23 protein-coding genes and 1 riboswitch are annotated in these 21,844 nt (G+C 45.2%); of the genes, 7 read left to right on the forward strand and 16 right to left on the reverse strand.

The window, feature by feature from the left end; all coding sequences use genetic code 11:
- Positions 1 to 148: 148 nt before the first annotated feature.
- The 3 genes from QT974_RS05060 to QT974_RS05070 form a co-directional block, all read right to left on the reverse strand.
- A complete protein-coding gene (locus QT974_RS05060; RefSeq protein WP_333467431.1) occupies positions 149 to 553 on the reverse strand; it encodes a helix-turn-helix domain-containing protein in 405 nt (134 codons plus the stop codon).
- Positions 554 to 602: 49 nt separating this feature from the next.
- On the reverse strand, positions 603 to 836 hold the full coding sequence (locus tag QT974_RS05065) for a type II toxin-antitoxin system HigB family toxin (protein WP_333467432.1): 234 nt from the start codon (positions 834 to 836) through the stop codon (positions 603 to 605).
- A gap of 137 nt (positions 837 to 973) precedes the next feature.
- Entirely contained in the window at positions 974 to 1,234 is a 261-nt protein-coding gene (locus QT974_RS05070; RefSeq protein WP_333467433.1) for a hypothetical protein, read from the reverse strand.
- Between the two features lie 63 nt (positions 1,235 to 1,297).
- Here QT974_RS05070 and QT974_RS05075 point away from each other — a divergent pair, with 63 nt between their 5' ends.
- Both QT974_RS05075 and QT974_RS05080 read left to right on the forward strand, forming a co-directional pair.
- Positions 1,298 to 1,528 carry a ribbon-helix-helix domain-containing protein gene (locus tag QT974_RS05075; RefSeq protein ID WP_333467434.1) on the forward strand — a complete coding sequence of 77 codons (231 nt, stop codon included), beginning with the start codon at positions 1,298 to 1,300 and terminating at the stop codon, positions 1,526 to 1,528.
- A 20-nt stretch (positions 1,529 to 1,548) separates the two neighbouring features.
- Positions 1,549 to 1,995: a DUF5958 family protein gene (locus QT974_RS05080; RefSeq protein ID WP_333467435.1), complete on the forward strand. Its 447-nt coding sequence runs from the start codon at positions 1,549 to 1,551 to the stop codon at positions 1,993 to 1,995.
- A gap of 159 nt (positions 1,996 to 2,154) precedes the next feature.
- On the opposite strand, the gene QT974_RS05085 is transcribed toward QT974_RS05080, so the two are convergent.
- From QT974_RS05085 to QT974_RS05110, 6 genes are all read right to left on the reverse strand, one after another.
- Complete coding sequence (locus QT974_RS05085) at positions 2,155 to 3,432, reverse strand: dihydrolipoamide acetyltransferase family protein (protein ID WP_333467465.1); 1,278 nt, start codon at positions 3,430 to 3,432, stop codon at positions 2,155 to 2,157.
- 179 nt (positions 3,433 to 3,611) lie between these two features.
- Complete coding sequence (locus QT974_RS05090; protein WP_333467436.1) at positions 3,612 to 4,052, reverse strand: YlqD family protein; 441 nt, start codon at positions 4,050 to 4,052, stop codon at positions 3,612 to 3,614.
- Between the two features lie 482 nt (positions 4,053 to 4,534).
- Positions 4,535 to 6,484 carry a long-chain fatty acid--CoA ligase gene (locus tag QT974_RS05095; RefSeq protein WP_442933148.1) on the reverse strand — a complete coding sequence of 650 codons (1,950 nt, stop codon included), beginning with the start codon at positions 6,482 to 6,484 and terminating at the stop codon, positions 4,535 to 4,537.
- 745 nt (positions 6,485 to 7,229) lie between these two features.
- Positions 7,230 to 8,099 (reverse strand): SAM-dependent methyltransferase, encoded by an 870-nt coding sequence (locus tag QT974_RS05100; protein WP_333467437.1) that lies wholly within the window; start codon positions 8,097 to 8,099, stop codon positions 7,230 to 7,232.
- 170 nt (positions 8,100 to 8,269) lie between these two features.
- A complete protein-coding gene (locus QT974_RS05105) occupies positions 8,270 to 8,863 on the reverse strand; it encodes a Uma2 family endonuclease (protein WP_333467438.1) in 594 nt (197 codons plus the stop codon).
- 205 nt (positions 8,864 to 9,068) lie between these two features.
- Complete coding sequence (locus QT974_RS05110) at positions 9,069 to 10,487, reverse strand: ABC transporter substrate-binding protein (RefSeq protein ID WP_333467439.1); 1,419 nt, start codon at positions 10,485 to 10,487, stop codon at positions 9,069 to 9,071.
- Between the two features lie 171 nt (positions 10,488 to 10,658).
- On the opposite strand from QT974_RS05110, the gene QT974_RS05115 reads away from it, so the two are divergent.
- Entirely contained in the window at positions 10,659 to 10,784 is a 126-nt protein-coding gene (locus QT974_RS05115; RefSeq protein ID WP_333467440.1) for a hypothetical protein, read from the forward strand.
- Between the two features lie 16 nt (positions 10,785 to 10,800).
- On the forward strand, positions 10,801 to 11,109 hold the full coding sequence (locus QT974_RS05120; RefSeq protein WP_333467441.1) for a UPF0175 family protein: 309 nt from the start codon (positions 10,801 to 10,803) through the stop codon (positions 11,107 to 11,109).
- A 139-nt stretch (positions 11,110 to 11,248) separates the two neighbouring features.
- Here QT974_RS05120 and QT974_RS05125 read toward each other — a convergent pair whose 3' ends face one another.
- From QT974_RS05125 to QT974_RS05155, 7 genes are all read right to left on the reverse strand, one after another.
- Positions 11,249 to 11,995, reverse strand: coding sequence for a leucine-rich repeat domain-containing protein (locus QT974_RS05125; protein WP_333467442.1), 747 nt, complete (start codon positions 11,993 to 11,995; stop codon positions 11,249 to 11,251).
- A gap of 35 nt (positions 11,996 to 12,030) precedes the next feature.
- Positions 12,031 to 12,981 (reverse strand): leucine-rich repeat domain-containing protein, encoded by a 951-nt coding sequence (locus QT974_RS05130; RefSeq protein ID WP_333467443.1) that lies wholly within the window; start codon positions 12,979 to 12,981, stop codon positions 12,031 to 12,033.
- Positions 12,982 to 13,074: 93 nt separating this feature from the next.
- A complete protein-coding gene (locus QT974_RS05135) occupies positions 13,075 to 15,171 on the reverse strand; it encodes an SPFH domain-containing protein (RefSeq protein WP_333467444.1) in 2,097 nt (698 codons plus the stop codon).
- A gap of 406 nt (positions 15,172 to 15,577) precedes the next feature.
- Positions 15,578 to 16,471, reverse strand: coding sequence for a DUF2207 domain-containing protein (locus QT974_RS05140; protein ID WP_333467445.1), 894 nt, complete (start codon positions 16,469 to 16,471; stop codon positions 15,578 to 15,580).
- A 420-nt stretch (positions 16,472 to 16,891) separates the two neighbouring features.
- On the reverse strand, positions 16,892 to 17,692 hold the full coding sequence (cbiQ, locus tag QT974_RS05145) for a cobalt ECF transporter T component CbiQ (protein WP_333467446.1): 801 nt from the start codon (positions 17,690 to 17,692) through the stop codon (positions 16,892 to 16,894).
- Between the two features lie 154 nt (positions 17,693 to 17,846).
- Positions 17,847 to 18,179 carry an energy-coupling factor ABC transporter substrate-binding protein gene (locus QT974_RS05150; RefSeq protein ID WP_333467447.1) on the reverse strand — a complete coding sequence of 111 codons (333 nt, stop codon included), beginning with the start codon at positions 18,177 to 18,179 and terminating at the stop codon, positions 17,847 to 17,849.
- A 4-nt stretch (positions 18,180 to 18,183) separates the two neighbouring features.
- A complete protein-coding gene (locus tag QT974_RS05155) occupies positions 18,184 to 18,942 on the reverse strand; it encodes an energy-coupling factor ABC transporter permease (RefSeq protein ID WP_333467448.1) in 759 nt (252 codons plus the stop codon).
- A 22-nt stretch (positions 18,943 to 18,964) separates the two neighbouring features.
- A riboswitch (cobalamin riboswitch) is annotated at positions 18,965 to 19,111 on the reverse strand.
- 204 nt (positions 19,112 to 19,315) lie between these two features.
- Between QT974_RS05155 and QT974_RS05160 the strand changes: the two genes are divergently transcribed.
- From QT974_RS05160 to QT974_RS05170, 3 genes are read left to right on the forward strand one after another with little or no spacing between them, the layout of a single operon-like run.
- The gene (locus tag QT974_RS05160) at positions 19,316 to 20,014 is read left to right on the forward strand and encodes a Uma2 family endonuclease (protein WP_333467449.1); all 699 of its coding nucleotides are present in this window, start codon (positions 19,316 to 19,318) and stop codon (positions 20,012 to 20,014) included.
- A gap of 21 nt (positions 20,015 to 20,035) precedes the next feature.
- A complete protein-coding gene (locus QT974_RS05165) occupies positions 20,036 to 20,254 on the forward strand; it encodes a hypothetical protein (protein ID WP_333467450.1) in 219 nt (72 codons plus the stop codon).
- A gap of 9 nt (positions 20,255 to 20,263) precedes the next feature.
- Positions 20,264 to 21,838 (forward strand): FAD-dependent oxidoreductase, encoded by a 1,575-nt coding sequence (locus QT974_RS05170; protein WP_333467451.1) that lies wholly within the window; start codon positions 20,264 to 20,266, stop codon positions 21,836 to 21,838.
- Positions 21,839 to 21,844: the final 6 nt, after the last annotated feature.

Here is a 21,844-nt window from a genome sequence, read left to right on the forward strand (position 1 = left end):
ATAGATGACATTGGCGAAGCGACTCAAACATCCTGCCCTTAAAAAATAGTTCATACTTTATGTATTCATGGAAACGATCGCCCTTAATCTCCAAAAGTGCGATCGCCCTTAAGCTCCAAAAGTGCGATCGCCCTTAATCTCACTTCCCTTAACTACAAAACAAACTCGGTTCTACATGAAAAAAATTCCCCAGAATTAATGCCAACTCTTTACCAATATCTCGATCGCCATTAACCACTTCAGACACTCTTTTTTCAGATCCCATAACGGGCACCAAGTCCGCAGGCTGTAACTCTCTTTGTTCCATCAAAAACAGCAATATTGAATGCGGCGTTGCTGTGGTTCCTGGTGCATAGTATTCTTGCTCAAATTTTTCAATCAATGCAATCAGCAATTCATATAACTCATTTTCTTCAGGAGTACGATCGCGCCTGTGCATCAACTCTTCTACAATAGCCAGAGCTTTCTCATTATCCGCTTCATTTCTAATTATCTTCGGCTGGTACTGAGACAATAACTCTTTGTATTTATCGGGATTAAAAGTAAGGGTCATTTTTCCACTTCTCCTTATCGTACTCAGCATGGGTGAGAATATATTTTATCTAAATTAATTGGCTCTCATAATCAATACTAACTATTAATTGATAGTTGTTACCTTTGATATTAAAAACTGTAAAACCCCCAACAGCTTCAGCTTTCGGAAAAACAGATTGTACCTCAACTAAATTAGACCATTTAGCCTTGCTAGCAATCTTAAACCAGTTATCCAAAGCTTCCCGGCAATCGGCATGAGTTTCGCTGTATTCACGCACCCGTCGGTAGCTGATTATGTGCATCTACTATAAGAAATTTAAACTAAATTTTAGTTTAGCTCAACCAATTTCTTTGGTCAAGGGCGATCGCCCGTTTCCCCAAAAAGAGCGATCGCCCCAAAGTTAACTGTTAACTTATCAAACACCCTCCATCAAGAAAATTATCCTTGAGGATGCGGTAAATCAAACACCACTTCAAATCGGATGTTGGGCACTCGTTGCCGAAACAACTGAAGATGTCCCTCCGCGTCCGATCGGCTGCGATAGCGACCGACGATCGCCCATTGCAAGCTGGGAAGCAAGCGGGCAACGGCCCACGGCTTAAGGTATCTTTCGTATTTCATAATAGAGGTGTCTCCATTGCTTAACGGAGCCAGAGCCAGCGCAGAAACTTGGTCGGTGGATGCGCTGGCTTCTGACATTACCCATAAAAATAACATAAAGTAAGCAAAAGTGTGCATAAGTAAGCACACAACTGACTGTGGATGCACGAGCTGGACGGACGAGGTGGCACAATAGGGGAAACTTCCTACAGATTGCAAGGCATGAGCGATAGCGAGCGGATTTCAGTGGTTTTGCCGACACAGGCTAAAAAGGAATTAGAAAAGTTGTGCGATATCGAAAAGCGATCGATCTCCAATTTTGTCTACCTTCTGATTCAAGATGCGATCGATCGAGCAAAAGCATCCGGCAAACTCAAATCAACAGATATTTGAGCCAGACTTAGGAGAGGCAAATGAATCTAAATGATGAAATTACAATCAATCAAATTCAACAAGAATTAATGAGCCAAGAAGATGCAACAAACTGGTTATTAAGCTTCTCAACACAAGGCCAGCAGGAAATATTGCAGCGGCTATCCTACATGACCATCCAAGCAGGGGCGCGAGAAGAAGATGTGTCCCTAGCTATTACTAAATCAAAACTTCGCGCAACTTACACCCCTTGCGTATTGCTTCGTCGCGGGCGATTAAAAGAACAAATGGCAAAGCTTTTGAAACTGCCGTCCTCAGAATCTATCAAAACCTTTTTTCTGTCGATCAGTTTATTAGCAATTGCTGATGCCCGCAGGTACGATAAATATTGTCAAGATGGCTGTAGCCACTGGTGGCACCGCGATTTTAGCGATCGCAAAGTTGTAGATGAAATTCGATGCGAGTTTGAACAAAGTATTCTTGTTTGAGTTATAGTATGGTGTTACTCAGACAAAGAAACCGGCTTTTTTCCTGAATTTTGTGTACTTCATAAACCAGGAATCTGCTGTATGTATTTTCCCACTCATCTACCTAGTCTAAATCCCCCTTTCGGGCCAATGAGGGTAAAAGGGGGATTTAGGATAGGGCTAAAGTGTCAAAGACTGAGGATTTGTCTCGATCAATTTGGCTAAATCTTGCAAGAAAGATGCAGCGTCAGCACCGTAAATAATCCGGTGATCGCAGGTAATATTCACCTGCATTTGCCGCTTCACTCCCATCAAACCTTCCTCGTTAGCTACGACTTGGGGGCGCGAAGAGCCGATCGCCAAAATCGAGCCTTGATTCGGCGGCAAAATCGCGTCAAACTTATCTACTCCATACATTCCCAAATTGGAAAGAGTAAAAGTTCCCGTGCTGTATTCGTCGGGTTTGAGCTGTTTGGCGCGGGCGCGATCGACTAAATCCTTCCAACTGCGGGAAAGCGAATAGATGTCCAGGCGATCGGCATTTTGCAACACCGGCGTAATCAAACCGCCGCCGTCCATCGCCACCGCTACCGCCACATTAATATCAGCACGGTGTTGAATTCCCGACTCCACATAACAAGCATTCAGCAGAGGATGTTTTTGTAAAGTTACCGCTACTGCTTTTGCCAGCATAGCCGTCATCGTGACGCCTTTTGACTTAATTTGTTTGTAGAGTTTGTCGAGATTGTCAGTAGTAATTGTATAGCCGACGCGGAAACACGGCACGCTCAAACTTGCTTCCATATTGCGCACCACCGCATTTTGCAGCGCATTCATCGGTACTCTGTTACCGGAAAGCGCTACCGCTGGGACTGGTGCGGGTGCGGGTTTGGCTGGTGCGGGTGCGGGTGCGGGTGCTGCTGCGGGGACTGTTACTGGTTGCTGAACCGGAGCTGGTTGGGCTTTACCCGCTGCTGCTTCCACATCTTCTGCAACAATGCGACCGTTGGGGCCGCTGCCTTTGATTGAATTTAAATCTACTTTAAATTCTTTGGCTAATTTGCGAGCGCGGGGAGAAACGATGCTGCGCCCGTTTTGGCGGCTGACGTTTTGCTGCAAACCCACTGATGCTGTAGCTGCGACAGGAACGGGGGCTGCTGGGGCTGGGGCTGCTGCTGGGGCGCCGGCTCCTTGTTTCTGGGCTGCGGCGATTTCGGCTTCTGTTTCTGCGACTAGGGCGATCGCAGCTCCCACCGGAGCAACTTCGCCGGCTTGTACAATAATTATTGCTAGATAGCCTTCGTAGAAAGACTCGACATCCATGTCGGCTTTGTCGGATTCAACTACGACTACCGTTTCGCCCTTTTCTACTTTGTCCCCGGCGGATTTGACCCAGGAAACAATTTTGCCCTCTGTCATGGTAGAGCTCAGGGCTGGCATGAAAACTTCGCGAATCATCTGTAAAAATTCCTTGTGAGTTGGTAATTGGCGATCGGTATTTGGCGATTGATAATTGGCGATCGGCAATCGGCAATAGTTATTATTATGCCAGCCTCTAGTCCGAAGATGTGCGGCTATCAACTCAAAATTACCTACCAATTACCAATTACCAATTACCAATTACCAATTTCTAAGTTCTAAATATCACCTCGAATTTCTTCGACAATGCCGTCGCGGAGCAGAACTTCTACTTGCATTTTTTGAATCAAATTTTCTCCCAGCCCGACGGTGAATGTGCCGTCAATTTGACCTTGACTCACTTCTTGTTCGAGGTCTAGCACCTGCACTTGCTGAAGCTGTTGCAGGTTTTGGTTTTTCTGTTCTAGCAGTTCGCTCTTTTTTTGATTCACCTGCATTTGAATGTTGTCTATTTGCTGCATTACTTGCGGCCCGGGCGGTTGCAGGTTTTGCTTTTGGATTTCTGAAACCATCCGCTGCCCTTGCATTTCTAGCTGTTGTAGCTGAGAATCTATTTGATTGATTTGGGCTTGGAGTTGCTGTTGAGCTTCTTCTTTCCAGCGGGGAGTAACGACGACTTTTACGTTAATCGATCGCTTCAAGAGTAATTGTGGTTCCATAAATTTGTTGCTTGTCAATTGGGAATTAGGCATTAGTCAGAAGTGCGAGCGTCCCCGCTCGCGAACAACAGTCATTAGTCATTAGTCATTAGTTGGTAAACATTTCCTAATGACTCAGGACTCAGGACTCGGACTCGGGACTCGGGTGTTGGTGTCAACTTAACGTCAAACCTATTATCAGTCTTCTGTCTGGCGATTCAGGCCAGATCCCCCCTAGCCCCCCGATCGAAGGGGGGGATAAGAATCTTCTCAAAGTCCCCCTTCTTAAGGGGGATTTAGGGGGATCTTGCCTCTGCTATAAACGAGAGATACAGGGGATAAGAATCTTCTCTTTAGTCCCCCTTCTTCAGGGGGATTTAGGGGGATCTTGCCTCTGCTATAAACGAGAGATACAAAGGTTTTCAGGCTTAAGTTGACACCAATGGGGACTTGGGTGTTGGGATAATTTTTGCTTTTCCATTCCCCAAGTCCAGCGAATATTTTCAAAACATCCCGTCAATCATATCGCGGTAGTGTTCCGTCACAACCGGGCGCTTAATTTTCAGGGTCTGAGTCAACATTCCATTTTCCATCGAAAATGGCTCCTGAATCAACCGGAACGGGCCGATGCGATCGTCCGCGCGGTATCCGGGGCGATTTTGCACCTCCCGGTTCAATTCTTGACGGAATAAGTCTTGAATTTTCTTGCTATTCCAGTCAATTTCGTGTATGGGCGGATTCTGAGTTTCGGCCCATTTGAGCACGGCTTCTGAATTGGGGACAATTAAGGCGCCGATCGACTTCTGGTCTTGACCTACCACCATAATTTGGTCGATGTAGGGGCTGCGGAGGCAAGCATCTTCGATCGGCTGCGGTTCGATGTTTTCGCCGTTGCTGAGGACGATCGTATCTTTGGCGCGCCCGGTCAAAATTAAGTCGTTTCCGGGTGTCAGCCAGCCCAAATCGCCGGTGTCAAACCAGCCCTCTGAGTCAATGGCTTTGGCGGTAGCTTGGGGATTGAGATAGTAGCCCTGCATGATTTGCGGCCCGCGTCCCAAAACTAAACCGCGCTGGCCTGTGGGCAGTTGCTGTTTAGTTTCGGGGTCAACTATCTTAATTTCGGTATGGGCGATCGGCGCTCCAGCAGATCCTTTAAGATTGTGCCAAGGGCGGCGGACTGTTAAAACCGGAGATGTTTCAGTTAAACCGTATCCCACCAACAAACCGATATTTGCGATTTCAAAGAAATTGTCTAAATGCGCGGCCAAAGAACCGCCGCCGCTAATTGCCCACTTAAAACGGCCTCCGGTAGCTTCCCGGACTTTTTGATAAACGAGTTTTTCGGCGATCGCGTGGACGGGAGACAACAGAATGCTTTTGAGGCGGGCGATCAGTTTTTCCGAAGCAGAAGCAGGTTTCAAATTCAGAGTTAATCCTTGGAAAATGCGGCGGGCTTCAATGTATTGCTGGCTGGCAGATAACAGAAAATTCACCAGTTTTTGTTTGTTGGGCGGCTGTTCTCTAAATTGCTTTTGTACAGCCTCGTAAATCGATTCCCAGATGCGCGGAACGCTCACCATGTACTGGGGCTTGCAACTTTTAAAGTCTTGTTTGAAATAGCGAATATTGGTGTAAATTTGCGTGCATCCTTGGGAAAGCAGGAAGTATTCGACTGTGCGTTCGTAGGCGTGCCAACTGGGCAGAATGCTGAGGGCTGATTCGCCCGGTTCGGGTTGCAAAATTGTGCCGAAGGTGGTGAGTTGGTGCAGCAGGTTGCCGTGAGTCAGCATAACGCCTTTGGGTTTGCCGGTGGTACCGCTGGTGTAGAGGAGGGTGGCGAGGGTTTGTTGGTTGTGGTTGGCGGGTTTGAGCGGGCGGTTGGCGCCTGTGGCCATGACTTGGGAAAAGTTGACTGTGTTCAGGCTTGGGCTGGTTTCTGGTTCTTCGTCGGAGAGGAGGACGATGAGTTGGACGGGTAAATCGACGAGGCGGGCTTGCAGTTTTTTGAGTAATGCCAGGTTTTCGACTACTAAAGCGGTACTGCCGCTGTCTTGGATGATGTAAAGGAGTTCTTCGGGGTCGGCGGTGGCACCTCGCACGGCGTTGGCGGCCCCAGCGGTCATGATGCCTTGGTCGGCTATCAGCCAGCGGGGGCTGTTGTCGGCGAAGAGGGCGACGCGGGGAGGGATTGTTTCTGCTGGGTTTGCATTGATGCCGAGGGCTTGCAAGCCGCTGGCGAATTGCTGGATTTGTTGGTAAAGGTCGGTGTAGGTAAACTTGATTTCGGGTTTGCTGTGGGGATCGTGGAGGGCGACGGTTTGGGGAAATTGCTGTTTGGCGATCGCCCAAATTTCAGGTATCGATCGAAGGTCACTGTAATCGATCGTGCGGCTGAGGTTGGCGAGTTCAATGTCGCTCATTTGAGAGGTGGCGTCAGGTGCGGGGCGATTCATAGGTATTTTTTGTGAGTTGTGGGCGATCGAGCTATTTGCTGTGAATTTAGCATTTCTAGCCTCCCGCATAATAGCCTTCTGCATCATCGCCTTCTACCCAAAGAAAGAGATTTAGACGATTTTCGCGCACTCTGGGAACTTAAAAATACTGACAGTCTCTGGTACGCTGCTAAAAATATTCCGAAAAATAGCCAGATTCAACAAGTCTCTTGTATGTAGCCGAGTCTCAGATTGATGAGGTACAAATTTGGGGTGCATCTGCAACAAAATATGTTTGTATGGGCGATCGCATGACCTCCGTAAATATGAGATTATAACTAATAATTTATATGAGGTCATGCTATAGCCCTGTTCAAAAACCAGATCCACCCCAAATTTGATTTGGAGATTGCGGGATTTTGTAATTGTTAATTAATTGCTGAATACCCGATATTTGGGATAACTGCTATCAATAGTTGGAAGGAGCTATCAGCTTTGCGATCGCCCAAATATATACCAATTTTCAATAATTTGTGGGACTGCTCGTTAGATCAATTCCGGTTGTATTGGCATGATTTAACCTTTCTAGAACGCTCTTGACACAGAGAGAGAGAAGAGAGATGAATGATTCCTCGGCTTGACGGAATTGATATTACCAGGCTGGGGCTTGGTAACGCAGATAGCCGAGGTATAGCTTCGCTTAGGTGGGTTCTCAGGCCGATCGAAAGCAATTAGTTATTGAAACAGATTTAGGAGGATTGGTATATTAACTGCGTCCATCTATTTTGGTCAATTGCCAAAGTTGAATTTCATAACAAAGATGCTGTTCAAAAAGTTGACTAGCCTCCAATCCTTCAACTACTAACTTCTTAAACCAACGGCGAAATATCCAGCGCAGTAATTTGTGTATTGGCGGAACTGCGATCGAAATCAAGTCGGCAACATAAATCATTGTGTTGAGTCCATACCTGCGGAAAGTATCGACATAGAGGTCAATTGTCGGTAAAATATGAGTTGAAATATCCTCAGTTTTTACGAGGGTAAACCCAGCTTGTAATAATGCTGTGTTAAGCTCTGTCACAACATGACAGTTAGAAAACATTCCTTCTGTATAGTTAGGATTAGAGCGCATCATATCGGCAAGCAATACGTAGCCTCCGGGATTGAGGACAGCCGCAGCACCAGAAGCAATATCGACAGCAGACATATATTGACTGCTTTCGCTAAAGAGGACTAAATCGTAGGAATGGGTGGCTTGGAAGTCTTCAAATTTGGTGAGGTGGAAGATGGCGCGATCGCCTGTACACTTGAGAAAGCGCTGTTGTTGGAACGGATCGGGTGCCAGACCTTCGACTCCAAAAGCCCGATCGAGCAAATAAGCCGCATTTCCCCCAATTCCGCATCCTACATCCAGCACGGTTTTGGTTTCTTTGGGGATAAAATCTAACAATTTATCAGTATAAGCTTGCTGAGCGTTGCGCAGCCGCCCGATAGTCAGTTCATCAGCGGGCACGGGCAGAGTTTTCCAATAGCCGTAATGAAGGTATGGCGAATCTGTCAGCCCCAAGTAGTAATTTAGCGCTGCATTTTGGTAGCGAGTTACTTTGGAAATAGAAATTGATTTTGACTTCGCCATTGGGAGAATTAGATAAATTTGAGGATTTCCGGGACGGTTAAAATGATTCCCAGCGCTTGCATATATGTTAATAACACGCGAGCGGCATAAATTGCCAACTTTGCCACAAATTAATATAATTTAACCGTCGAAGTTCGAGCCTATAGGGCATCAAAAAATTAAACAGATATTTAAGCCGGATTAGGTATAACGTCAAACTCAATATTTTCATACAAATCTGCCAAGCAAAATTCTACAGGAATAGAAGTTAATGTAACTCGATCGCCCGCACAGCTATATTCCGAGAAAATCCACTTATTCGCGTCAGTTTTAGAATATTGCTGCACCTGTACTCGATATTGGTCGATTAATAAATACTCCTGAAAACTCGGAATACTGCGATAAGCGGCAAACTTGTCATCGCGATCGTAAGCTCTAGTACCTTTAGATAGCACCTCCGCAATCAGCAGGGGATTGGTAATTGTATCGGTACGTCCCGGTTGAAGTTCGATCGGGCGGGCTACAACCATCACATCTGGATAAGTGTAATTATTAAGCTGGGGAACCCAAAGCCGCTGATCTGATGCAAAAATACTATAAGGCTTACCCTTGAGACTCACCCTCAAAATAGCATTTAAAATGCTCGTAATTTCATTGTGATCCGGTGTACCGCCCGCCATCAGAATAATCTCCCCATTGATAAATTCATGCCGATCCACAGAATTGACTTCAGCTTCTAGATATTCCTGGGCCGTGTAGGTTTTGGTTTCAACTTGCGCGATCATACACAACGCTCTCCTTTAATCTACTCATTTTAGTATATCTTAAAAATCGGTCAGCAACAGGCAAGATGCCTGTTCCACAAAGAGTTTATTTGATTATGGCAACTTTAACTATTCTTAGAAACAGGCAAGATGCCTGTTCCACAAAGAGTTAATTGAATTGTGGGGTGGGCCGGAGAGCCCGCACAAAAGCAACACAAAAGCACACTTACCGCAATGGTACAAAGTTATAGCCAGAACTTCCTCCAAGTTTAACCTGCACTAAAATTGGCTTACCCGCCCGATCGCCACTTGGCAAAAAATTCACATCCTCGCTAGCTCCCGGTGTCGTAAAACTGGTACTTTTCAGTGCTTCTTGCAACCCTTCTCGCGTATTGCTTTTCCGCAATCCCGCGATGACAGCTTGAGTCGCATCAAAACTGGTTGCGGTGCGCCAATTTACTACTCCTCCCCAGCGCTGGCTGGCATTTTGGGGGAAAGTGCTGCCGGGATTAGTTTCAGGATGCCAGGGAACGGGCAAAACAAGCCCGTCAACGCTCTTTTGCCCGTCTTTTAGCGTTTGAAAGGTGTACATTGTCGTGCTGCCGTAGAGTGGCAATTTGCCTTGATTGATGCGTGCCAGAGAGATAGCGCGATCGATGCGATCGATGTGGGGTGCTAGCATCAATGCTTGTGCGCCTTTGCTGACAGCATCGGCGATCGCATTTTCGGGATTAAAAGAAGGAATTGAAAAGTCGCAAACAGTCGGAACTAACTTGCCTCCAGCAGCAGTCAGAGCAGCCACAAATTCATCTTTAAATGATACATTATCCGGTGCTTGCGAATCATAACAAATGGCAATGTTAGTTTTGCCTGCTGTTTTCACTGCATATTCTGCTAAAGGAGCAGCCATGACGCTAATATTGGGGACAGTCCGAAAGATGTAACTGCCAAATCCAGAGAGATTATTGGCAAAGCTTGTCGGTGTCACCATTACCAGTTTTTCCTGCTGATAAATCGGCGCAGCTTCGAGAGATGCGTTGCTGGCGTTGTGTCCGATTACTGCTAGTATGCTCGCATCTTTTGTCAATGCTTTGGCAACTTCTTTGACAACTCCTGGATCGTTGTCATCATTGATGATTTGTACTTGCAATTTTGCGCCATTGATGCCACCGCTACTATTGACTTCGGATTGAGCTTGAGCGACACCTCGAAGAATTTCTTGGGCGACATTGGGGTTGCTACCAATGGGGACGCTGACAGCTATTTTTAAGGAAGAACCGTTGCTTGCTGTGGCATTATTCAAATAAATAACAGTTTCTGGATCGTTGCGATTTTGTTTTAGCGAAGCCTGAAATTTTTGCATCGCAGTTGAGTAATCTCGGTTCTTAAAAGCTTCAACGCCTGCTTGTTTGTCTGCTGTGGTTTGAGATGTCACCAATAGCTGATTTCCTAAACTGATGCGATTGGCGATCGCACCCGACGGACTCGCACCCGCTGTAGGTGTAGAATTAGGTGTAGCTGTAGGCGTATCTGAACTTTTGGATGCGAATAAACCGGGAAGGAACTTGAGCGCACCAAACGCAACTAAGAAAAGGGCAACAATAAAAAATATGGGTGGCGGGCTTTTTTTGTTATCTGGGGACATAGTTTTTTGTTGTTATATAATTTCTAATGAAAAGTTGTTAGCTACAATCAGTATTCAAGATATTGCGGTTAAAGTCAATTCATTAAATTCACTAATTAAACTCATAAAAGTCATATTTGTAGGTTTGGGGCGGGTAAAATGCCTGCCCCACAAAGGTTTTAGGAGTTTTTGGTGTGTGCGATCGCACACAGCGAAAATCCCGATGATGCTAGGATCGTAGAACAAGTAAGTGCGATCGGCTGTGGTGGATTGATGTGTTTGTGTGTAACTATGAGTTCGATCGTCTTATATCTCTGAAATTAAACCTTAAATCATGCTTCTTACGATCGCCCTTCCCGACAATCTACCCTTGACTGAAGCCGATGTGCGACTCGAACTTGCGATCGTACTTTATCAGCAATACAGCCTTCGTCTCGATCGAGCCGCTCAACTCGCTGTAATGTCTGTGGACGACTTCTACCAACTATTAATCGATCGCAATATCGTCACTCCGCCCGCAGATATCGATGACGAGCCCGCCGAACTCGTTTTAGCCAGCCTCCGTACATCCCTCCAGCAAGTTAAAGAAGGCAAATTACACCCTATTTCCGAACTGTGGGATGGCATTATCGATAGCGTTTGAAAAAGCCATCCAATTCATCATAATGCTACAGCGATGAGGACACTATAAGTAAGTGCGATCGGCTTTGGTGGATTGATGTGTTTCTGTCCAACTATAAATGTCATGATTTTGTGCCTCTGATTTTTGTGTCTATAAAATTTTAGAACACCATTACTTCTTGCCAATTACAGATAGACTCTGGCTTGACAGGGCAAGTTTGAGGGGAAATCGGATTGTTACCTAGGAAGATATTCGTCAATTTAGTCAAAGATTGCAAGGGTTTGGTGTTACTTATTTTATTGCCACTGATGAAGAGTACATTCAGTTTGGTCAAAGATTGTAAGGGTGTAATGTCGGTGATTTGATTATTGTCGAGGAAGAGCTGATCCAGGTTAGTCAAGGACTTTAGCGGTGTGATATCGCTGATTTTATTATTGATTAGAGCCAGTGAAATCAGCTTAGTTAAAGATCCCAAGGGTTTAATGTCACTGATTTTATTTTTTCCCACACTGAGCGCAATCAAGTTAGTCAAGGATTGCAAGGGTTTGACATCACTGATTTCATTACCATTGAGACCAAGCATAGTCAATTTAGTCAAGGATTTTAGCGGTGTGATATCGCTGATTTTATTGTTATCGAGGGTGAGTTCGGTGATACTCGAAAGTTTCCGATTGGCTGCATTGCAGTCAGTAGTCCCTGCTTCCTTCAAAAGCATTTCAACAGTATGTTTAGCTCCAGGAGTTAAAGAAGCTTTTGTACGACACCAATCACCAAACGTTTTGTTTGCAGGTTGGGTTTCTGCCGCGATCGCACATAGTCCATTTCCAGATAATGCTAGGATCGTAAAACAAGTAAGTGCGATCGCCTTTGGTAAATTCATGTGTTTGTGTCCAAATGTAAGTGTCATGATTTTGTGCCTCTAATTTTACGAACAGTAAAGTTTTATGATTTAGGTAGTGATTCCCAAATACAGATAGACTCTGGTTTGAGAGGGCAAGTTTTGGGGGCGATCGGATTTCCGCCGAGACCGATCCCAGTTAGCTTAGTCAAAGATTGCAAGGGTTTAATGTCACTAATTTTATTGTTTTCGAGACCTAGGCTAGATAGTTTAGTCAAAAATTGCAACGGTTTGATATCACTGATTTTATTGTTATTGAGACCGAGTGAAGTCAGGTTAGTCAAAGATTGCAACGGTTTGATGTCACTAATTTTATTGTTGCTGAGATGGATACCAGTCAGGTTAGTCAATGATTTTAGCGGTTTGATATCGATGATTTGATTGCTGTAGAGTTCGAGAAAAGTCACGCTAGTCAAAGATTGTAACGGTTGGATGTTTCTGATTTGATTGTCGCTGAGGCTGAGATAATCCAGTTCAATCAAGGATTGTAAGGGTTTGATGTCACTGATTTGATTGTTGTCAAGAGTGAGAAAAAACAGCTTAGTCAACGACTGTAACGGTTTAATGTCACTAATTTGATTGTGGTTGAGGGAGAGCGAAGTCAGTTGAGTCAAAAATTGCAAAGATTTGATGTCGCTGATTGTATTTCTGCTAAGGCCTAGTTCAGTTAGTTTAGTCAAAGATTGCAATGGTTTGATGTCGCTGATGTCATTGTTATCGAGGTCGAGTTGTGTGAGACTTGAAAGTTTCCGATCGGCCGCATCACAGTTAGTAGTCTTTGATTTCCGCAACATCACTTCAACCGTATGTTTAGTTTCAGGACTTAAAGAAGCTTTTTCGCGACACCAATCACCAAATGTTTTGTTTCCCTGCTGCGTCTGTGCAACTGATGGGGAAGATATATTTCCACACGATCCTAAACCGATCGCACTAAAAGCAACTACCACCATCAACCTTGACAAATTCACGTATTTCTGCATAACCATAAACCTCATAATTTTGCACCTCTAATTCCCTAAATAGTAAAGTTTTAGACAAAAAGCTTTCAGAGAGGACGATCGTCCTCTCTACAAACTGCACAGATCAACTCAAATATCGTCAGACAATTCACCAAATAGCGAATCAATATCAATCTCAGGAACAGCCACAGACTGAGCAACTGGTGAATGATTAGGAGACTCCGGCGACTTCACCGAATGTACATTTACTACTGGTGATTTGACTCCATTTTCCACAACAGACTTAGATTTCTTGACATTAATTACAGGTGAATGTGCTCCATTATCTCCATTTTTACTGGTTTCATTCCGCAGCAACATGGCCATCAAACCGTCCAGCAAACCTCCACTACCGCCGTTACCGTTGACTGTGACATCGGGAACAACGCGAACGCTACCATCGGAAACCGCTTGCATCAGTTGCAGCAGCGTGTAACTCTGCGTACCTAAAGCGTTGACACCAACTTGATAAGCATCCGCTTTTGCTTGTCCCATCAGCCGAATCCCTTCTGCTTCACCGCTTGCGTGTTCGATCGCAGCAGTTGCACTCAATTGGGCGATTTTCACCCCTTGTTCCGCCGCCACCACCTGATTTTGAATATTTGCGATCGCAGTTGCGCGCACCAATTCTTGACGCTGTGACTCTGAAATCCGCTGTACGTCGTAGGTTTTTTCTTGTTCCTGAGCAATTTTGCGATCGGTCAATGTTTGCATCAACTCCGGTGGCGGCGAAATCAAACCGATCAGCGTGTCCACAGCCTGCACGTCATAGGCGCGTAGGGCTTCGCGGACGTGTTCAGCGGCCTCTGCTTGACGTTGGCTGCGGGCGATCAAAAAGTCGAGAATCGTATATTCTTGAGAGGAATTGCGGAAATAATTGCCCACAATTGGACGCAGCACTTGGTCGATCAGATTTTGCATCGAACCTTGCCGCGAAATGACTCTCGGTGCATCCAAAGTACCGACATGAATGATTTGAAAAACTTCTAATTCAAAGGTAAATCCGTCAAAAGAAAGCAATTTTAAAGCGCTTAATTTCGAGTCGTAACCGTGTTCGCCGCTGAACCGCGTTGTAAAGTTTAAAACTACATCGGTAGTGGGAACAAGTTCGACTTTCATCACTTTTGTATTGATCGGATGTTTGCCCGGGTAAAGCGGTTCTACCCACACGCCTTTATCGCCTTTATTGACAAGATTGCCGTGGGTAAAAGCGACGCCGCTGACATCTTGGTGCGATTTGCCCACATAGGAAATGACTACGCCGACATAGCCGATCGGCACTTCGGTCATTTTTACCTGTTCAACCTGCACAAACCAGGGATTCAGGTTCCAAGAACCGGATAAAATCACCTGTTCTTGCAAGCCCCTGCGCCCGCCGCCTTTGATGAAAGATTGTGCTTTCTGGAAATTGTCGTGACCCGGAATTATCGGCCCGGCAATTTCACCTTCATCGATCGGAATGCCGTCGAGCACGTTGGCAATTCCGACGCGATCGGGAGCAAGTTTGTAGAGTTGAAGTTCCGACGGCTGCATACCTTTTGCAGCGGCATTGGCTGAAGTAATTACCTCAAATACAGCCGTATTGATCCGATAAGTACCAGTGGTGATAATTGCTAGCTGCCGTCCTTTTTCTCCACCCTCAGTGAGGAATTTGCGGGCATTTTGAAAATTGTCGCAATCAATGACTTTGCCTAAAATGCGATCGGGAGGAATAGTGGCTCCGTCATTGGCAATAATTAACCCAATTTCATCTTGAGGAACCACAACAACTGGTTCTCTGCGAACGCTATATTGCCACGGAAAATAACCAAAATGCCAGCCGGGAGGCAGGGTATCTGCTTGCAAACCTCCTTCGCCATCGAGTGCAATCAATCTACTGGATGGCAAGTTTTTGTTGGAGAATTTCTTGGTAACAATTCCTACTTCTCGTTCGCCGATCGCAATTAACCCTAAAGTCCAACCAATTTTAGGTATAAATATCAAAACCAGGAACATTGCGCCTACGGGATAGATCCAAATCGGGATGCTGAAACCTTCTTCTGGCACTGGTTGGACTTCTTGGGGTTGCGGAGGTGGCGATTTGACTTGGGCTGAAGTTGGTGGGCCAAAAGTGCCTGCTAGTGCGATCGTGGTTGCGAAAGATGCTGCTAAGGGTAAAAGCTTGCGAAGCCAACGTGATTTAGTCATAGTTTTCAATCTGCTTTAAGCTAAAATGTAGGGGAAATTTGTTTACTACAATCAGTATTCAATAGATTTCTTTGAAGGTCAATTCATTAAAGTCATTAATTATATTCATAAAAGTCATATTTATAGTATGATTTTGCAGCAAGTGCGATCGGTTTAAGGTACAACCAGTAGTCCGACAGGGGTTGAAACCCCTGCCTCAAAGCGAAAGTCCTCTCAAGAGGACTAATGAGTTTTTCAGTCCTCTTCAGAGGACTTTAGCTATTAGACAGGGAATTCATTCCCTGGCGGACTGACGGGCGGGCGAGTGACCAGAAACCGGGTTTTTTGCGACAATACTTTGCTATAGTCCACAGCTTCAGTAAAAACCCGGTTTATGAAGGTTGTGATGCGTCTAGGGCTGTTGATATTAACCGCCATCACCACCACCACCGCCATCACCACCACCGCCATCACCACCCCAACCACCACCACTCCAACTACCACCACCGATACTACCGCTACTGCCACCGCCACCGCCATTAATCATGAATATAGTAATGATTATTCCAAATATCCAAAGCACTGGAGAAGGGAGTCTGGGTTTTGTCAAAGAGCTTTTTCCCGAAGTAGATTGAGATTGCTTACCAGTTTGTTGCCAGCGAGGTTGAGGTACATTGATAATTGCCTGCGGAAATGCAATCTGCACTTCTAATTCTTGTTCTGGTTGAATAGGCTGACTTGCTACAAACTCAAATGTTTTAGGATCTACTTGACGAGGAACTGCTGCTGCACCAAAATTCGTAAAGGAGAGAACTTTCCCTGACAAAGCTTCTGGTAATTTCACCGTAACTTTTCCAGTATTAATCGGCGCTTTACGACCCGGTGCAATAGCTTTCCAATAAACTAGAGTATTCTCACCATCTAGCTGCAATCCACCTACCACCCGATATTTGATGACAAAAGTATGGGATTCTGGCGCTTTTAATTGATGTTGCCAGCGAATCCAAAGTTGATTGTTTTCAATCCCAGTGCTACTGGGAATTATTTGATTATTTTCGGCGACGGTGACATCTTTGATTTCATCGACTTTATCTAACGGAATGTAGCGATATCGTTCAGTGTTGTAGTCTGCGGTGAATACATATTTTTGTGTTTCTGTGACTAACATATCTCCGTTGGTTTGAACGTCGATGATGACGTTGATGTTTTCCCAGTAGAATGGTAGTTGTTGGGCGGCTACATGAGTTACTGTGACTAATAATAGGCTTAAGGAAGCTATTAAGCAAAAAACTATTTTTTTGAGGATTCGTTTATTTATCATAGGATTTCCACAAGATAACTGTTGACTACAATTATTCAACAGGTTTCTTTTGAAGTCAATTCATTAAAGTCATTGATTTATGTTCATAAAAGTCATATCTTCAGTCCAGCAGTCCGACAATCGATTAGTCCAGCAGTCCGACAGGGAATGAATTCCCTGTCTCAAAGCTAAAGTCCTCTGAAGAGGACTGAAGAAAGTAGGACTTACGCAAAAAAACCGGTTCCTTCCAAAAATCGTCACTTTTTCGATAAGTATTGACGCAGAAACCGAGTTTTTCGCTCCCCGTAAGTTCTGGACAGAACTCATTAGTCCTCTTCAGAGGACTTTAGCTTTGAGCCAGGGGTTTCAACCCCTGGCGGACTGGCGGACTAATAGGCAGAACCTAGAAACCATTAGATTTAGGTATCTAATAGCATAAATTTATCGTTGAAATACTACACTTAACAAAGTTAAAACCGTGCAACCAAACAGCGCTTCAAATGTATATCTACGCGAAGGTTTGTAAGGAGAAGAATGCCAAACGCGCAGTTCTCCATTAAAGCCGCGCGATTCTAAACTCAAGGAAACTTGACGATAATTTACCAAGGTTCGTTGCAGCAATTGTCCGATTAAAATACCTAAACTGCGCATTCCTAATTTCCAAGTGCGGTAGCCGCCGCGCGAGTTTTGGGCGATCCAAATTTCATCGGCGATCGCCAATAAGCTAAAAATAAAGCGATACATTAGTAATAGCAGTTCTGTGACTAACTCTGGACACCTTAATTTGCGGAGAATTTGCAAGATTTCGGTAAACGGGACTGTCAACAGGATGAAGTACATACAGCTTGTCGATGCGAAGGCGCGAGCCAATAGCAAGCTCACTTGGTATAGTCCAGTGCGACTCACATACAGATAAAAACTGCCGGTGTGAATGCCCCAACCTTGCCAAATATCCCATTGAATTGCCGAGATTCGATCGCCCGCAACCGCACCCACCGCCAACGCAGGTACACTCGACAGCAAAAACATCAGCGGTAGCAACAGCAAGCGCAGATAGAGTTTCGCCGGAATTCCCGCATAAACCACGATCCAGATTGTCAACCAAAGGCCGATCGCCAACTGCACCGCTGCATGAGAAACTAGAGACAGGATTAATAGGGCGATAGCAAAATATAGCTTGTGAGTTGGCGGCAACCCGCGCAAGCGATTTGTATAAGCCAGGCGATCGATCTGATGGTTCATTCCAAAGTCTTCCAGTCCGCGCAGGCGGACTTTGTGTGTGTAGAAGCGAATTCTATTCGCCGTTTATTCGCGATTCATTCCAAAGTCTTCCAGTCCGCGCAGGCGGCGGACTTTGTATGTGTAGAAGCGGTTTCAACCGCCGTTTATTCGCCATTCATTCCAGCGGCGATTTATCATCAGATTGCTGAGATTGCGATCGGCCTTTATACAACCCAATCACATAGCCAACTACGCCAGCGCCCACCGCCGCTTGAGACGCAAATAATAGACTAGCAATTTCGCTGCTAGCAGGCTCAAACAAATGATTGAACCAAGGCTTATAACTCGGTTGAATTTCCGTAATGGCTTTCTGAGCTTGGTCATCAGAACCGCCGTATTCACCCCGCACAAAAACCAGCGGAATTACAGCAAGAACAACTACAGAAACTGCCAGCAGCCAATTTTGTCGCGAGGTGGATTGGTAATTTTTAGTAAGTTTTTGACTCACAGATTTATGACTCCTGTCTCAGTAATTTCAAAGTTTCCAACTCCGGTTTTCCGTAAGAATGCAGCCAATTCCATACCAATAAAGTCAGCAATCCCTCACTAATCGCCAGAGGCACTTGAGTAATCGCAAAAATGCCAGCAAACTTGAGAAAAGAAGCCATAAAACCACCGCTTGCTGCCGGAAAAGCTAATGCCAACTGCATCGAAGTCACCACATAAGTCAGCAAATCTGCCAAAGCCGCCGCACAAAAAATTGCCAACCTTTGCTTACCAGTTCGCAACAGCAATCGATAGATAAAATATGCAGCAAACGGGCCAACAATCGCCATCGAAAACATATTCGCCCCCAACGTTGTCAGCCCGCCGTGGGCTAACAGTAACGTTTGAAAAAGCAGCACTAAAGCCCCCAGTACAGCCATCACCGAAGGGCCGAACAAAATCGCACCCAAACCCGTACCCGTTGGGTGAGAACAACTCCCCGTTACCGAGGGAATTTTTAAAGCAGAAAGCACAAAAGTAAACGCACCCGCTAAAGCTAGTAACAGTTTAAGTTCCGGGTGTTCTTTGGTAATTCGGGCGATCGCACGCAAACCCAACACAAAAAAAGGCAAAGCCACCATCCACCAAAACGCAGCCCATTGTACAGGCAAAAAACCTTCTGAAATGTGCATAGCTGCGGCTGGTGTTGCCGAAGCTAGGACAATATAACAACTCAAGCCAGCCATCAATCCCAGGCTGACTAACTTCCGATTTCGCGCCTTCATCAAGTACCTCGCAGATGAGACAATCTAAACTAACGCATCGGCGGGCATCCTGACTCAGAAAGCGACACGGCTTTCATTACAGTTGCGGGACAGCGCCGGACTTGCACCGAACTTTCCCCCTTTCGTCTAACGGCTGTTCCCCATTAGAACCGACTGGTTAGACATAGTTTAGTCGATCGCGCAACTCTGAGCCGATATTTTACAAAAATTATTTCAAATTAAGTAAATCAAGATCGCCTATTATCCTCATTTTCTTCCCTTTCTTCCTTCGCGTCCTTAGCGTCTTCGCGGTTCGTCAAAATCTTCACCAAATTAAAAATCATATCTAAATAAATAAACGCTATAATATTAATGAGTTTTGAGAAAAGCCGCCATGTTAAATTACAACTTCCCTAGGCACTGGCCCTCAGCAGAAGAACTACCAGACTCAGATGAAACACCAGTGGATAACGAACTGCAAGAATTAATACCAGGATTGCTGAAAGCAATATTGCTCATAATTTGGGCAGAACGCATGGACTGGTTTTTTGGAATAGACATGGGACTTTACCATCACCCTGACAAACCAGCTATTGTGCCAGATGCTTTCTTGAGTTTAGGTGTGGAAAGGTTTTATGACGAAGAATTGCGTCCCAGTTACGCGGTGTGGGAGGAAAAAGTGATGCCAACTTTTGTCCTCGAAGTTGTTTCCCCAACTTATCGCAACGAATATACCGCCAAGTTGGAAGAATATCAAAATTTAGGCATACTTTACTATGTCATTTATTCTTCTCGGCGTCGCCGCAAACCCCGTTTGGAAGTGCATAAGTTAGTCAATGGCAAGTATGAGTTACAGCCAGGAAATCTAGTTTGGATGCCTGAAATTGGTTTGGGAATTGGTTGTGAAAGGGGAAATTATTCTGGGGTGACAAGGGAATGGTTGTATTGGTACGATGCTGATGGCAAACGCTATCTGACTCCTGAAGAACAGGTGAAAGAATCAGCGCAACTTGTCCGACAGGAATCGCAACGTGCCGATCGACTAGCTGAACGATTGCGCGAGTTGGGGATAGATCCTGATACTATAAGCTAATTGAGAGGAAAAAGTGCCAGAATGACGCAGCCTGCGGGCGATCGCCAATCTAGTTTGTCCGCCGAGATCGATCGCCCTCAACCGACAATCTTCGGAAAAACCCGGTTTCTGCATCTCGAAATGTGCGAAAATTTATCAAAAAAATCAGCAAAGATGCGGCCTTATTTGGAACAGACAGAGAGTTTGACGGCAAAAATGGAGATGCAGATCGACAAAATGGATCTCGGGAGACGTGATTAAATAATGCTCATGGATCTGCGTTCTTACGATATCATCTGCTTTGGTGATGAAGTTCCAGGAGTTCTAGCCGTTATCTCAGCAGCACGAGAATACCGCCGCCGGACAAAGCTTTATCCGCGAGTTTTGCTGATGTCTAAAGGAAGCTTACAAGCAGGAATTGGCGGGCATTTAGTCAGAGGCGGCCTCGCTTATTTAGATCGAAGTCAAGTTAGTCAAGAACTGCAACAATCTTTAAATTTAGATACCTTCGGTTCACCCCCGACAATCTATAAAGAATTCCTGCAAAAATCTGGTGTCAGCGCGATCGCCCTTGACCCCAGCAAAGCCAGCGCAGCCCTGAAAGCAATGCTAGTACAAGCAGGAGTAGCACTTCTGAGCAAAGTAGAAATTAAATCAGTCAATAAAGAAGGTAAAAAAATTACTAGCATAATTACCTCAAAAGGGACAGTTTATGTAGGTAAACAATTTATTGATGCCACTGTCAATGGCGAATTAGCTCAAGCAGCAGGTGTGCGAAAGCTGAATGGATTTGAAACCTTGGGTTTGCCTAACTCAGAACTTCCAGTCACCCTAGTTTTTGAAACCCAAGGACTCAGTGTCAGAAGACTGAAAGAACTCGATTACCTTTATCTAAAACGCTTCACAAACCTTGCCGATTCTGAAGCTCAAAAATTTTTGCTGTCCGCAGCGGGGAAAGATGCCAAACTAGCAGAAGAACTCCGGCGGGAAATGATCGACCCCCGAGGAAATCTCAAAACTCTGTGGGCCGGCAACGATTACATCGATGTGCGATCGCCAGCTTTGTCTGTAGCATACCACTCTTTTAGAGGCAGAAAGCTATCTTTTTCTGAAACTGGCATAATTTTAGATGAAGGAAATATCGCCATACTTCCAGATCAAAGACTTTCGTGGAATGCACTGTTATTTGCAGTCACCGGTAGCGAAGCAGAAGCCTTAGCCAGAAGCGGTAGCAAACCCACAGCTAATATGCAAAAAGAGATGTCATTTGTGGCTAATTGGCTGAAAAGTTTGGGGGCTACTTATGTTACTCCGGCTTCCGAACTGTATATCAGACACGCTGGGAATGTGACGGGAGTTGTAGAACCTTTAACAGGCGCACAAATGCTGCGTGGTGGCGTACCAGCTAATGAAGCACTGGCAACATTTAGCTATCATTTTGATGTCCGCGGAGGCATTTCGGGGATTGGCGAGAAAGCAAACAGTCGAGGGTGGTTTAAAAGTCTGAGTTTCAAACAGCCTACCTTCAATATTGGCATCCGCCACGCATTAATGAACAATGTTCCTAACCTTGCAGTTGTCAGTCCCTGTTCTGGATTTGAAGGTCTTGCTTGTGCTGTCGGCCGAATTGTAGAATTCAACGCCGCAGTTGGTCAAGGTGTCGGTATTGCGGCCGTTAATGCCATTCTCAATAACCAAAATCTAGCCGATGTATCTAACCGAGAAGTGAGACAAGTTCTGGTTGAAACAGGCCAGTTACCTCGAATTTTTGGAGTTACAAACAACGCTGATGGAATATTATTAGCACAATTTGAGAGTCTTGTAAGTGCCGATGCTATTGCATAATATAGC

The organism is Microcoleus sp. BM001215392 (genome assembly GCF_036700185.1).
Lineage (GTDB): Bacteria > Cyanobacteriota > Cyanobacteriia > Cyanobacteriales > Microcoleaceae > Microcoleus.

Bases quoted from the DNA above. Each gene is read 5' to 3' on its own strand.
- QT974_RS05060 (WP_333467431.1), bottom strand. From the start codon at position 553: ATGACCCTTACTTTTAATCCCGATAAATACAAAGAGTTATTGTCTCAG.
- QT974_RS05065 (WP_333467432.1), bottom strand. From the start codon at position 836: ATGCACATAATCAGCTACCGACGGGTGCGTGAATACAGCGAAACTCAT.
- QT974_RS05070 (WP_333467433.1), bottom strand. From the start codon at position 1,234: ATGTCAGAAGCCAGCGCATCCACCGACCAAGTTTCTGCGCTGGCTCTG.
- QT974_RS05075 (WP_333467434.1), top strand. From the start codon at position 1,298: ATGCACGAGCTGGACGGACGAGGTGGCACAATAGGGGAAACTTCCTAC.
- QT974_RS05080 (WP_333467435.1), top strand. From the start codon at position 1,549: ATGAATCTAAATGATGAAATTACAATCAATCAAATTCAACAAGAATTA.
- QT974_RS05085 (WP_333467465.1), bottom strand. From the start codon at position 3,432: ATGATTCGCGAAGTTTTCATGCCAGCCCTGAGCTCTACCATGACAGAG.
- QT974_RS05090 (WP_333467436.1), bottom strand. From the start codon at position 4,052: ATGGAACCACAATTACTCTTGAAGCGATCGATTAACGTAAAAGTCGTC.
- QT974_RS05095 (WP_442933148.1), bottom strand. From the start codon at position 6,484: ATGAATCGCCCCGCACCTGACGCCACCTCTCAAATGAGCGACATTGAA.
- QT974_RS05100 (WP_333467437.1), bottom strand. From the start codon at position 8,099: ATGGCGAAGTCAAAATCAATTTCTATTTCCAAAGTAACTCGCTACCAA.
- QT974_RS05105 (WP_333467438.1), bottom strand. From the start codon at position 8,863: ATGATCGCGCAAGTTGAAACCAAAACCTACACGGCCCAGGAATATCTA.
- QT974_RS05110 (WP_333467439.1), bottom strand. From the start codon at position 10,487: ATGTCCCCAGATAACAAAAAAAGCCCGCCACCCATATTTTTTATTGTT.
- QT974_RS05120 (WP_333467441.1), top strand. From the start codon at position 10,801: ATGCTTCTTACGATCGCCCTTCCCGACAATCTACCCTTGACTGAAGCC.
- QT974_RS05125 (WP_333467442.1), bottom strand. From the start codon at position 11,995: ATGACACTTACATTTGGACACAAACACATGAATTTACCAAAGGCGATC.
- QT974_RS05130 (WP_333467443.1), bottom strand. From the start codon at position 12,981: ATGAGGTTTATGGTTATGCAGAAATACGTGAATTTGTCAAGGTTGATG.
- QT974_RS05135 (WP_333467444.1), bottom strand. From the start codon at position 15,171: ATGACTAAATCACGTTGGCTTCGCAAGCTTTTACCCTTAGCAGCATCT.
- QT974_RS05140 (WP_333467445.1), bottom strand. From the start codon at position 16,471: ATGATAAATAAACGAATCCTCAAAAAAATAGTTTTTTGCTTAATAGCT.
- cbiQ (WP_333467446.1), bottom strand. From the start codon at position 17,692: ATGAACCATCAGATCGATCGCCTGGCTTATACAAATCGCTTGCGCGGG.
- QT974_RS05155 (WP_333467448.1), bottom strand. From the start codon at position 18,942: ATGAAGGCGCGAAATCGGAAGTTAGTCAGCCTGGGATTGATGGCTGGC.
- QT974_RS05160 (WP_333467449.1), top strand. From the start codon at position 19,316: ATGTTAAATTACAACTTCCCTAGGCACTGGCCCTCAGCAGAAGAACTA.
- QT974_RS05165 (WP_333467450.1), top strand. From the start codon at position 20,036: ATGACGCAGCCTGCGGGCGATCGCCAATCTAGTTTGTCCGCCGAGATC.
- QT974_RS05170 (WP_333467451.1), top strand. From the start codon at position 20,264: ATGGATCTGCGTTCTTACGATATCATCTGCTTTGGTGATGAAGTTCCA.